Origin of the sequence: Escherichia sp. MOD1-EC5189, assembly GCF_002966045.1 — a bacterium.
Lineage (GTDB): Bacteria > Pseudomonadota > Gammaproteobacteria > Enterobacterales > Enterobacteriaceae > Escherichia > Escherichia coli_F.
The window spans coordinates 59148-71459 of sequence record NZ_PTRX01000002.1 but is presented as its reverse complement, the minus strand read 5'-3'; the positions used below and the strand labels follow the sequence as shown (position 1 = coordinate 71459).

8 protein-coding genes are annotated in these 12312 nt (G+C 52.9%); 1 reads left to right on the top strand and 7 read right to left on the bottom strand.

Annotated elements, in window-relative coordinates; genetic code table 11:
* Positions 1-181: 181 nt before the first annotated feature.
* On the top strand, positions 182-1372 hold the full coding sequence (gene aspC, locus ATB02_RS01915) for an aspartate transaminase (protein ID WP_000462687.1): 1191 nt from the start codon (positions 182-184) through the stop codon (positions 1370-1372).
* Positions 1373-1421: 49 nt separating this feature from the next.
* Here aspC and gloC read toward each other — a convergent pair whose 3' ends face one another.
* The 7 genes from gloC to cmoM all read right to left on the bottom strand — a co-directional run bounded on the left by gloC (position 1422) and on the right by cmoM (position 12182).
* Positions 1422-2069, bottom strand: a complete 648-nt coding sequence (gloC, locus tag ATB02_RS01910; RefSeq protein WP_105271002.1) for a hydroxyacylglutathione hydrolase GloC — start codon at positions 2067-2069, stop codon at positions 1422-1424.
* 26 nt (positions 2070-2095) lie between these two features.
* Positions 2096-2644 carry a YcbK family protein gene (locus ATB02_RS01905; RefSeq protein ID WP_001295932.1) on the bottom strand — a complete coding sequence of 183 codons (549 nt, stop codon included), beginning with the start codon at positions 2642-2644 and terminating at the stop codon, positions 2096-2098.
* A gap of 180 nt (positions 2645-2824) precedes the next feature.
* Positions 2825-4672, bottom strand: a complete 1848-nt coding sequence (ldtD, locus tag ATB02_RS01895) for a L,D-transpeptidase (RefSeq protein ID WP_105271001.1) — start codon at positions 4670-4672, stop codon at positions 2825-2827.
* Positions 4673-4932: 260 nt separating this feature from the next.
* Entirely contained in the window at positions 4933-9393 is a 4461-nt protein-coding gene (gene mukB, locus ATB02_RS01890) for a chromosome partition protein MukB (protein ID WP_105271000.1), read from the bottom strand.
* Positions 9393-10097, bottom strand: a complete 705-nt coding sequence (gene mukE / locus ATB02_RS01885; protein ID WP_001295347.1) for a chromosome partition protein MukE — start codon at positions 10095-10097, stop codon at positions 9393-9395. Before mukE ends, mukB begins: the two co-directional genes overlap by 1 nt.
* On the bottom strand, positions 10078-11400 hold the full coding sequence (gene mukF / locus ATB02_RS01880) for a chromosome partition protein MukF (protein WP_001288850.1): 1323 nt from the start codon (positions 11398-11400) through the stop codon (positions 10078-10080). Before mukF ends, mukE begins: the two co-directional genes overlap by 20 nt.
* Positions 11397-12182 (bottom strand): tRNA uridine 5-oxyacetic acid(34) methyltransferase CmoM, encoded by a 786-nt coding sequence (gene cmoM, locus ATB02_RS01875; protein WP_001360537.1) that lies wholly within the window; start codon positions 12180-12182, stop codon positions 11397-11399. The genes mukF and cmoM overlap by 4 nt, the downstream gene beginning before the upstream one ends.
* Between the last annotated feature and the right edge of the window lie 130 nt (positions 12183-12312).

The window sequence follows — 12312 nt, the reverse complement described above, 5'->3', positions numbered from 1 at the left end:
CACACCTCTTTGTTAAATGCCGAAAAAACAGGACTTTGGTCCTGTTTTTTTTATGCCTTCCAGAGCAATCTCACGTCTTGCAAAAACAGCCTGCGTTTTCATCAGTAATAGTTGGAATTTTGTAAATCTCCCGTTACCCTGATAGCGGACTTCCCTTCTGTAACCATAATGGAACCTCGTCATGTTTGAGAACATTACCGCCGCTCCTGCCGACCCGATTCTGGGCCTGGCCGATCTGTTTCGTGCCGATGAACGTCCCGGCAAAATTAACCTCGGGATTGGTGTCTATAAAGATGAGACGGGCAAAACCCCGGTACTGACCAGCGTGAAAAAGGCTGAACAGTATCTGCTCGAAAATGAAACCACCAAAAATTACCTCGGCATTGACGGCATCCCTGAATTTGGTCGCTGCACTCAGGAACTGCTGTTTGGTAAAGGTAGCGCCCTGATCAATGACAAACGTGCTCGCACGGCACAGACTCCGGGTGGCACTGGCGCACTACGCGTGGCTGCCGATTTCCTGGCAAAAAATACCAGCGTTAAGCGTGTGTGGGTGAGCAACCCAAGCTGGCCGAACCATAAGAGCGTCTTTAACTCTGCAGGTCTGGAAGTTCGTGAATACGCTTATTATGATGCGGAAAATCACACCCTTGACTTCGATGCACTGATTAACAGCCTGAACGAAGCTCAGGCTGGCGACGTAGTGCTGTTCCATGGCTGCTGCCATAACCCAACCGGTATCGACCCTACGCTGGAACAATGGCAGACACTGGCACAACTTTCCGTTGAGAAAGGCTGGTTACCGCTGTTTGACTTCGCTTACCAGGGGTTTGCCCGTGGTCTGGAAGAAGATGCTGAAGGACTGCGCGCTTTCGCGGCTATGCATAAAGAGCTGATTGTTGCTAGTTCCTACTCTAAAAACTTTGGCCTGTACAACGAGCGTGTTGGCGCTTGTACTCTGGTTGCTGCTGACAGTGAGACCGTTGATCGCGCATTCAGCCAAATGAAAGCGGCGATTCGCGCTAACTACTCTAACCCACCAGCACACGGCGCTTCTGTTGTTGCCACCATCCTGAGCAACGATGCGTTACGTGCGATTTGGGAACAAGAGCTGACTGATATGCGCCAGCGTATTCAGCGTATGCGTCAGTTGTTCGTCAATACGCTGCAGGAAAAAGGCGCAAACCGCGACTTCAGCTTTATCATCAAACAGAACGGCATGTTCTCCTTCAGTGGCCTGACAAAAGAACAAGTGCTGCGTCTGCGCGAAGAGTTTGGCGTGTATGCTGTTGCTTCTGGTCGCGTAAACGTGGCCGGGATGACACCAGATAATATGGCTCCGCTGTGCGAAGCGATTGTGGCAGTGCTGTAAGCGTTAAAAACAATGAAGCCCGCTGAAAAGCGGGCTTTTTTATGCGCCTTTACCAGACGGGCATTTCGTCTTGCAGGAAGGGATTATGCAGGCGCTCATAACCAAGTGTGGATAATGGTCCGTGACCCGGAATAAATGTCACATCATCCCCCAGTGGCAGCAATTTATCTTTGATTGAAGAAATCAGTTGATTATGATCGCCACGCGGGAAGTCACTGCGCCCTACTCCACCTTTGAAAATAACGTCGCCAGAAATCAGCAGCCTTACCCGCTCATCAAAAAACACGACATGACCCGGCGTATGCCCAGGGCAATGTAACACCTGTAAAGTCACATTCCCTATGCTGATGGTATCGCCTTCGTTCAGCCAACGATCTGGCGTCAGCGGCTGGCACTCTTCCAGACCAAACATACGACTTTGCGCAGGCAAGCCTTGCAGCCAGAACTCATCTTCTTTTTCCGGGCCAAAAACCGGCACGCCGTAATGTTGCGCCAGTTCCGCCGCTGCGCCAACGTGGTCCAGATGACCATGAGTCAGCAGGATCTGCATCAGTGTCAGGCCGCTGGCATCAACTTCCTGTTTGATTTTTTCCGCATCACCGCCAGGATCGACCAGTGCGGCCAGACGGGTTTGTTCACACCAGATCAATGAACAGTTCTGGGAGAATGCGGTGACCGGAATAATACGATAGTTCATACTGCCCCTGTTTCGTTAAGCGATTACTACCAGTGCCGTGCTGGCCCGGTATCAATATGCACAAAGTTACTACGTGGGTAATATCCTACACCACCTGCGCGCATAGATAACGCGGCTTTGCGAATATTGCTTAACGCGATGCCTTCAATATGGAAATCCATCGCCTGGCCTTTAGTGTGATAGCTTTTCTTCGCTACTCCACGGCTGCGGGCGCGTAGTTCATTGTTGGTATCAATGGAACGATAACCGGAAATGAGTTGCACCGGTTTGCGGGTGCCTAACAACCCTTGCAGGCGATACAACTGGTCGAATAATCCTGGGTCGATGGACTTTATTTTGTTCGCGCGGTAATCGCGGAAAAAATGGTTAAGTTTTGCCAATTCTTCCTGAATATAGCCTCTGCCATCGAAAAACTCCGCTTTGATTGACTCTCCGGTATGAAGATTATTGAGTGTCAAAATACGCGGGCGTGGGGTAGAGAGTGTTGCAAACGCAGGGGTCGGCAGGATGGCGGCACCGAGTGCAACGCCACCAAGCGCCAGCAGTTTGCGGCGATTAGCGTCGAATTTGTCCATGATAATCAAGTCTACAGGTCAATGTTATCGTTTATATGCACTTCTGGCGCACAAGAGGCACCTTAACCGCCCGTAAAGCAGACGTCAAGATGACTCAACCCCAGCAGTGACGGGGGCTGCAGAGAATCGCCCCCTATCATGCTAATTATTACGACAACTGATTTCCCCGAACTGCTTCATTTACCTGATTAATTGTTCCGCTTTCGATACGATTTGCGAGCTGGATCGCGCAGGCAGATCATAATTGTAAATATCTGTACGATACTGGGTACGACCATCTGCACCAACAAAGGCCGTCAGATAGTAGAGATTCACCGGAATCGACTGCCGAATATTGACGTAACGCGTATCGCCCTGCTTCAGCGCATCAGAAATACGTTTGTCATTCCAGCCTGCATCCTGCAACAGCATATTCGCCAGATCGGAAGCTTTATTCACTCGTACACAGCCTGAGCTCAATGCGCGTGTATCACGCTTGAACAGATTGTGGTTCGGCGTGTCATGCAAATAAATGGCCTCTGAACTCGGCATATTGAATTTATAGCGCCCCAGCGAGTTCCGTGGGCCTGGAGCCTGCTGGAAGCGGAACGGTAAATTCGAGGCCGTGATTGTAGACCAGTCAACCTGCCACGGATCAATCGCCTCCCTGCTGTTCCAACCGCGCATCACCGTATAGCCATGGCTTTCGAGATATCCCGGATCGTTGCGCACTTTCGGCAGAATATCTTTGCGTGCCAGAGTTGGTGGTACATTCCACGGCGGGTTTACCACCACGTTGTTAAGGGCACTGCTCATCATCGGCGTTTTGCGATCGGGGCGACCGACAATGACTCTCGAATCCAGCACCTGATTGCCTTTCTGATAATAGACCAGCGAATAGGCCGGAATATTAACCATGATCCCGGTTGAAAGCTCAGTTGGCAGCAAGCGCAATCGCTGGATGTTGAGTGCCAACACGCCAGCACGCTGGGCGGGCGTTACGTTTAACCAGTCACGCGTTGCCGGGCCAATAGCGCCATCTGCTCCCAATCCTTGCCATGCCTGAAAACGTTTAACGGCTTCCACCAGTTCATTATCGTAGGCGGCACGAATGGCTGGCGCAGGTTTACTACGAGACGTCGTTTGCTTGTCCATCGGCTTAGTTTCTGCTGTTTCAACAGTAACAGCGGATGGGCTGACCACCGCGTCAGTTGGCGTTTCATCGCCAGGCAGAGTTATTTTCGGCCCCCCGTCCAGCATGCCTGTACGTTGCAATATTTCGCGCAATGCCGGTATGTCGTTACTCCACTGCCCTGGACGCAATGTTGCTTTGCCAGTCAGTTGGGGCCACGGTTTGGTGTCACTGAGTAAGTTCAGTAACGATTCATGCATCGCCGCATATTGCGGATGCTGCGGTGCCAGCCCTGCAACAAACGTAGGCAATTGACCTTTATCCAGCGCCAGCTGCCATTGGTTAATCACCGAGAGCGGCGGCGTGGAAAGCGCATAAGGTTTACTGCTGTATAGCCAGCGAGTGCCTTTGACTGGAATATTTGCGATGAAATGGAGATAGCCCATCATCGCATCAGAGAGCACCACATCGCGTGCCATCCCGTTAATACCAGGATCGGTCAGCAACTCTACCCATTTATTAAACTGCGGCTGGAAACCGGCAATCGCCACTTCTGCCAGCTGTTGCTGGAAGGCTTTAACAGCATCACGGTTTTCCCACATGGGTTGCATATCGCGTGCGGCATACAACAGTTGAAGCTGGTTAAGATAAACCGGCTTATAGCCTGCAGGTAATTGAGATTCGATTTGCGTGCGAGCTTTTTCTGCCGCACCTTCAGGCAATGGCTGGATCCCCGCCATTATTGCCGTGGCCTGCGCCTGCGGCAGTGCCTCGCCCTGTTCGCTGACAGCCACCGGGCTGTCGCCAGGGATTACTTCAGGCTCATCGGCCTGAGCATTGAACAGTGGAGCGAATGTTACGGCCACGCACAAACTGATTGCCGACAGCCGACGACCACACATCATATTAAGCAACATCCCTTGCCCCCTGTTTTTATCATACTCTGAATAGCCAGGCTGTTATTTTACGACTTGCCTGTACAACGCCAATACTCACGAAAGTATGACGAGCAAGCCTGTTACTCATCAGGCTTATCTTCAGTATATAAACGCCGATACGTTTTTACATAACCTAATGTAAAGAAGTTTAAAGAAAAGCGCGCCAGAATGTGGCACTTTTTTAGTGCAGAAACGGAGTTTTCAGAAACAGGAAAGGCGGCATCGCTGCCGCCTCAATCTTAACTCGCCTGGGAAGGCGCTTCGTCAGTTCCTGGAAGCGTTTCAGGGAGTTGCGGTGCAAAACCACGCAGACCGACTACGTGAACGTGTTCGGTATTCTGGAAGACTTTACGCACCAGTTTATAGGTGGTGCCTTTTTCCGGGCTGATATTTTCCGGCGCTGCGATGATGAGCTGCATTTGCAAACGCTCACACAATTCAAACAGCGTGGCGATGGAACGGGCATCCAGTCGCGCTGCTTCATCAAGGAACAGCAGACGGCAAGGAGAGATATCTTTACCGCGCAAGCGGCGAGATTCATCTTCCCAACTCTGTACCACCATCACCAGAATCGACATACCGGTACCAATAGCCTCACCGGTCGACAATGCACCAGACTCCGCGCGCAACCAGCCATCGGAACCACGGTTAACCTCAACTTCCATTTCAAGATAGTTACGGTAATCCAGCAGTTCTTCACCGATGGTCTGCGGCGTGCGCTGCCCCATATCAATCTGCGGATTAAGGCGCTGATACAGTTTCGCCAGCGCTTCCGAGAAGGTCAGACGGTTGCTGTTAAACAGATCCTGATGTTGTTCGTGCTGTTCAGAGAGCACATCCAGCAGCATGGCGTGCGTTTCACGCACGTTCACGTTGAGGCGCACGCTGTTCACCTGACCGAACGATACGTTCTGCAAGCCCTGGTTGAGCATACGGATACGGTTCTGCTCGCGCTGAATGGTTTTACGGATGATGTTCGCCACGCTGCGGGAACTGATCGCCAGTTTCTGTTCGCGGGACGTTAACTCTTCAGTCAGACGGCTAAGTTCGATCTCCATCTGCTCGATAGCTTCAACCGGATCATCGGTACGAATAATATCCTGACGAATACGCTCGCGCAGATGCTGATAAACCGCCACGAAGAACTGAATTTTACGTTCCGGACGTTTTGGATCTTCCGACATACGCAGCACGTCGCGCAGATGTTCGTTATCCGCTACCGCGAGACGCAACGCACCCAACGCCTTATCCGACATGGAACGCAAATCATCAGCGGAGAGATAAGCCAGCTCACGGCGGTGTAAGCGGCGCTCAACACCGTTATCTTTCACCATGCGCATCACTGCACACCAGCCCGCTTTCGCGGTCACTACCTGCTCGCGCATCTCAAAGTAATCACGCTCCAGCTTGCGCAGTTTGCGGGTCAGGTTGTCCATCTCCGCTTCGCAGAAGGTAAGCGCTTTTTCCAGTTGGTTGCGGCGTGAACGGTTATTGCTCAGTTGCGCGTGCAACTCGTCACGGCGAATACGCGCCCGCTCTTCTGCCCCGCTATCAGCACGCACGCCGATATCCTGCAATTCACGTTGCAGATCGTTGAGTAGCTCTTTTTTGGTGTCGTAAGAACTTTTCAGCGAAGCCAGCACCTGGTTGTACTGACTCAACTGCGCTGCGTGTCCGCGCAACGCTTCACGAGCGCGGGTACGCTCCGCTTCCGCCTGTTCCAGACGTTCACGCAGTTTTTCGTTGAGATCGCTGTTACCGCTAAGCATTTCTGCCGAGTCAGAGTAGCTAAAGTGCGCACGACGCTGCACCACTTCCGTCAGGGCAAACGCCTGCTGACGGGCATCGCGCTGCATCTGCTGAGAGTACGCGTAATCTTCTTTTAACTGTTCGAACTGTTCCGGGTCGCTCTGCAATACCGAAACGATCGGTTCCAGTTTCGCCAGTTGATTGCCAAACTGCTGAACAAAACGCGCGGCTTCCTGGGCTTCATCCAGACGTTCGCGGATTTCATCGACGCGATCTGCCAGGCTGTCATCAGCCAGCAGGTTAAGACGCGGCAGAATGCGGTTCAGCGCCGTAACGCCCTCTTTCGCCTGCTCAAACTGAATACGCTGCTGCTGGTTATCATTTTCATGATTACTCAACGCCCGCTCCAGTTCGACGCGACGGCTGTTCAGTTGACGGATTTCTGCTTCCGGATCAGACTCAAACGCTACCGCCAGATGGCTACCAATAAAGCGGCTGAACGCCTGATGCAGACGCTGGGTTTTCTGTACATCAAAGGAGAGCGTGGCGAAGCGTTCGGAAAGCACTTCACGTTCCGCATGGAGGCTTTCAATACGGCTTTCACGCGCAGCACGACCAAACAGCGGCACTTCCGGGAAACGTGAATAACGCCACTGACGATCGGCGATTTTCACCACTACCGCTTTTTCCAGCTCATCAACGCTGAACACGCTGTCATCGAATGACTGCGGATCCCCTTCGATCAGATAGAGATCTTCCGGGCAATCGGTCAAGCCTTCCAGATGCTCGGTTACCTGTGACAGGTCCGGCACCACGATAGCGTGGCGTGACGGGCCGTACAACGCCGAGAAGTACGGCGCATCTTCCAGGCTAACGTCGTCATAAATTTCTGACAGCAACACGCCGCCAAAACGCTCCGCCAGCGCATTCAGACGCTGGTCTTCAGAGCCGCCTGGCTGGCTTAAACGTTCGATCTCTTCATCGACGGCGTTTTTGCGTGCGCCAACTTCGTCACGTTCAACAATCGCTTCGCGCTCACGCTCCAGCAACTGTTGCAGATATTCGGTGACGTCCTGGCTTGAGGAGAATTCTTCGCCGCACTGTTCGCTCAACTGGTTGAGACTGTTTTGCGCAGCCAGCCAAACCGGCGCACGCTGCATCAAACTCTGAATGCGAGACTGCAGCTGTTCCTGCTCCTGACGCAGTGCCATACGCTCTTCGCGGGCGTTAGAAACACTGTCGGAAAGAGAGGCAATGCGCGCTTCCAGCTCCTGATGCAGAGCTTCCAGTTCGTCGATATCAAAATTCTTGCCCTGACGTTTGCAGAAATCTGCCAACAGACGCTCAGCTTCTTGCTGCTCGCGCAGACGCTGTTCCAGTTCGCTTAAGCGCATCCGCAACGGTTGAACCTGCTCTGCCAGGTGACGCTGATCGACCCCTTCGCGCAATAGTTCGCGGGCGACATCCCACGCCTCGTTACGCGCCAGCGGGCCGTTGATTGCGACCACCAGCTGATAAGCCTGTTCAAACTGGCTGTGCGCGGTTTGCGCCATGCTCATTTTCTGCTCAAGAGAGAGCATTTTTTCAGTCGCTTCCAGCTCTTTCGCCTGGAAGGTTTCCAGCCATTCGGCGGCGCTGTCGGCGGTTAAGTCTGGCAGATGGCACAGTTCTTTGGCACGATTAAGCGCAGCAATCGCCTGGTTGTACTGGATCGCGCGCGTTTGCTGGACGTCCAGCGCCTGCTGGTAGTCAGCAAGCTGGCTTTTCAGCTCGTCCACTTCCAGCTCGGCAGCTTCCGCACGAGCCTCGTTCTCTTCCTGGCGCTCGATGGCTTCTGCCACCACTTCGTTTTGCTCTTCCAGGCGGACCTGCAACTCATCGAGATCCGCTTCGTAGCGTTCAATCTTTTCCTGCTGACGCAGTGCGGTTTGCACCAGGTTCAGGTGATCGCTGGCCGCCTGATAATCCGCTTCCAGATCGCCTTCGGCACCGTTGTGCTCAGCCAGCTCTCGCGCCATATCGACGTGTTTGTACTGCTCAGCCGCCAGTTGCTGACGCGAAGTGTGAAGCTCACGACGAAACTCCAGCGCTTTATCCAGGTGAACACGGCGCTCGTTGGCGTGGCGCATGTAGTCCGCCGCCACGTAGTTAGTCGCTTCGCTGATCAGATGCTTGAACAAGTCACGGTCAGACTGGGTAACACGAATCGCTTCCAGCGTCATACGGTTTTCACGCAGCGCCGCTTCCATGTCCTGAAACGCTTTACGCACGCCGCTATTTTCTGGCAACAGGTAGTCGCGCAGAGAACGGGTGATGGCGCTGGAAATCCCGCCGTACAGCGAAGCTTCAATCAGACGATAGAATTTACTACGATCAGACGCTGAGCGCAGACGACGTGCGATGATGCCCAGATCGAACATCAGCGAGTGGTAATCGGTAATAGAGTTGAACTGCTTAAACTGCACGCCTTCCATCGCTTCGAGCTTGTCTTTCAGCTCGTTAAGCGGGAGCACGCGCGCCTGACGTTCATTCAGAGTTTCGGTCACCAGTTGTGTCGGCTGCACCGACATCGGCAAGCCCTGAATGGCAAATGGTTTGATATCAACTTTACGATCGCGCCCGGCAACCTGTTGCAGACGCACGCCGACCACCACGCGCTGATGGCGCGAGTTAATGGTGTCGAGCATCGAATAGCAGACACCCGCTTTCAGCTTACCGTGCAGACCTTTATCGCGCGAACCGCTGGTGGCCCCGGCTTCCGTGGTGTTACGGAAATGCAGCAGGGTCAGGTCGGGGATCAGCGCCGTAACGAACGCCGCCATGGTAGTAGATTTACCCGCACCGTTACCACCGGAGAGCGTCGTAACCAGCTCATCGAGGTCAAAAGTTCGGGCAAAAAAGCCGTTCCAGTTAATCAGCGTCAGTGAGCGAAATTTACCGCGTTCAATCATTATTCTTCCTCTCCGCTATCTGGCTGATTCTCTTCGGTTTCATCGTTGAGTTGCAGATGATTTTCAATCGGCATTGCTTCGCCATCACGAATCAGGCGACGCTGTGCTTCACGGGGATCGTCGCCAGCACGCACATCGGCTCCGAAGCGGAACACCGATTCGGTAATGCGGAACTTGCTGCTGTCGTGGCCCATAAACCACACCATGCCTAAGCGACGCAGACGGTTGAGCGAAGAGCGTACTTTTTCCTGCAACTTCTGCCGGTCAACGTCTGAACCAGTAGAACGATTGTTCACCAGTTTCAGCAATTTTGCTTCATCGGCCAGGGTGAGCAGTTCGTCGTACAATTCCTGCTGGGTGAAAATCCCCTCATTCGCCAGCCGTTCCGGGCTGAGATAGAGATAACAGAGGATTTTCCCGACCATCATATCCAGTTCTGACAAGACGGAACGTGGGATCAGCGTGGTGGAACGTGGGCGTAAATAGAAGAACCCCTCCGGTGCGCGAATAAGCTCAACGTTATAACGCGCGTAAAATTCTTCCAGATATTCCTGAAAATCCATCAGGAATGCATGATTATCCAGTTCGTCAAGGCCAATATGACGGCCTGAACGTAAGGCGCTATCCAGCGCCGGAAATAACGGATTCGCCAGCGCCTGCGCCAGCTTAACCGGCATCACTTGTTCAATATTTGTCGATGACATGCGCCTGTACCTTGGCTCCGTAATCATTAATCGGCTGCCATTTCGCTGGCAGTCCGGTGAAATCTGCTTGCGCTACGCCGAGGCGTACCGCCTGATCGATAACAATACGCGCAACGTCAAAGTGACGCGCACGCGGATACTGTGACAGATATTCGCGTACCACCAGACCAAGATCCAGCGGCACTTGTCTGGTTTTGTACACGGCAAGTTGTTCTTCGATGATCGCCGCCAGCTGTTCGCGGATCTCGTTAAACTCTTCGTACTCCAGATCCTCAGGAAGTTCCCCAGTCACCTCTTCATCGCGCAGTGCCATCTCTTCGTCACGCATATCCAGCAGACGATCGGCATTGGCATAAGTTAGCGCCCACGGTTCATCAAAATAGGTTTGTACCGACTGACGTAACCGCTGAGCAAAGACGCGGTTTTTATCCATATCGATAGCGGTACGAATAAATTTGTGTACGTGGCGGTCGTAGCCAATCCATAAGTCGATGGATTGCTGGCCCCAGCTAATAATACGGTCAAGTTTGCTTTGCAGATCGAACACCAGACGATCGACGAAATGCAGATCATCATGAGTCATCGTCGCATCCTGAATGCGTAACAGATTAGCCTGCAATTTATCACCTGCCGCTTCCAGCGTATCCTGCAATTCACGCAGCGTTCCGGAAGTTTCCGAAAGCAACAATTCGCAGCTGGAAATCGCCGCCCGCCAGTCTTTGTTCAGCAACTGGGCGATATCATCTTTCACCTGCTGCTGCTGTTCGTCCATCAGACGTTGCGTCAGGTCGATGCTGTCGAAAATTTCTGCTACCGAATATTTCAGTGGCGCATAGACATTACGGTGCCAGTGAAACTCATCACCGCCCTCTTCGGCGGCATCTGCCGCGCGTTTCAGTTCGCCCGCCACAATCGACAACTGCATAGAAAGGCGCAGCGTCGAAAACTCGCGCTGACGGATGTAGTAATCGGTAATACCGATGCCAAGCGGCGTCAGACGGTAAATTGCGTTCCCTTCCGCCTGCTCGCTGGTAAAGCGGTTCAGCAGACGTTGACGCACCATGTCGTTGATCGCGTTGTTGGCGCGCACGCCGATGGTTTCGCTGGTTTGCTCAAACGCATCACTCACATGGCGGAATGCATCCACCAGCTCGCCTTCACTCATCTCACCATCCAGACGCTCGCCGTTCAGCGTGGCAACTGCCAGCAGAAAAGAGAGTCGGTCTACCGGCAGCGAGATGGAGAAGTCATTTTTTCTGGCCCAGGCAACCAGTTCGGGGACTGTCTGGGAAAATTCACTCATACTTTATCCTTGCTCTGCGGTTTGCGCGCGGTGACATGAATATAACGCCCCAGGGTAATATACGGTTCCTGACGGCAATAACGCGTTTCTAATTCAAGTAATGCTTCATAGCAGTCGCGCTGCTGGTGCTTCTCGCGCAGGTAATCATGAAACACGCGAACGCCGGTCTTACCCATAATTTGCCAACCAGCTTCTTCCAGCCACAGATAAACCTGCGCCGGGTCGCGTGGATAATCTGGCGAAAGCGTCCGTTTTTTCTTTTTCGGCATTCCCGCCTGCACGTAATCAAAATTCCCGGCGACCATGTTATGCATCAGCAAGCCGTGCGCATTGTAGAACATTAACGACAACACACCGCCTGGACGCAACACTGACCACAGGGTCTGCAATACGCTGCGGGGATCGGCCACCCACTCGAGCACCGCATGGAACAATATCAGATCAACGGGCGTTTCCAAATGCGAAGCAACATCCTGAGCGGCGCAATGTATAAATTGCATGTTGTCGCTCACACCTTTTGCTTCTGCCGCCTGTTTTGCGCGGTCGATCATCTGCGCTGAAAGATCGCATAAAATGACCTGATGCCCACGCTCGGCCATTTTGATTGCGGTCTGCCCTTCTCCACCGCCAGCATCCAGCACACGCAGTTTTTGCGAGCCCATTTCCGCCAGCACGCGATCGAGATCCTGCCACAGAATAGCCTGTCGAAGCTGCCCTTTGGTGGTGCCGTAAATGTTACGGGAAAACTTTTCCGCAATATCATCAAAATTGCGATCCTGCATTGCTTTCTCCACCGGTTGGCTAAGACGTTTTCTGATAAAGACGCTATTTTGTCACAGCCACGGCGAGAATGAACCCGTCTGGTGTAATATCGCTGGCGATCCCTTGCTATATGGTCAAAAAAGGAACCAG

What these genes read in the sequence shown, in the direction of transcription:
- ATB02_RS01905 (WP_001295932.1), bottom strand. Translation starts at nt 2,644, where the DNA reads ATGGACAAATTCGACGCTAATCGCCGCAAACTGCTGGCGCTTGGTGGC.
- ldtD (WP_105271001.1), bottom strand. Translation starts at nt 4,672, where the DNA reads ATGTTGCTTAATATGATGTGTGGTCGTCGGCTGTCGGCAATCAGTTTG.
- gloC (WP_105271002.1), bottom strand. Translation starts at nt 2,069, where the DNA reads ATGAACTATCGTATTATTCCGGTCACCGCATTCTCCCAGAACTGTTCA.
- mukF (WP_001288850.1), bottom strand. Translation starts at nt 11,400, where the DNA reads ATGAGTGAATTTTCCCAGACAGTCCCCGAACTGGTTGCCTGGGCCAGA.
- cmoM (WP_001360537.1), bottom strand. Translation starts at nt 12,182, where the DNA reads ATGCAGGATCGCAATTTTGATGATATTGCGGAAAAGTTTTCCCGTAAC.
- mukE (WP_001295347.1), bottom strand. Translation starts at nt 10,097, where the DNA reads ATGTCATCGACAAATATTGAACAAGTGATGCCGGTTAAGCTGGCGCAG.
- aspC (WP_000462687.1), top strand. Translation starts at nt 182, where the DNA reads ATGTTTGAGAACATTACCGCCGCTCCTGCCGACCCGATTCTGGGCCTG.
- mukB (WP_105271000.1), bottom strand. Translation starts at nt 9,393, where the DNA reads ATGATTGAACGCGGTAAATTTCGCTCACTGACGCTGATTAACTGGAAC.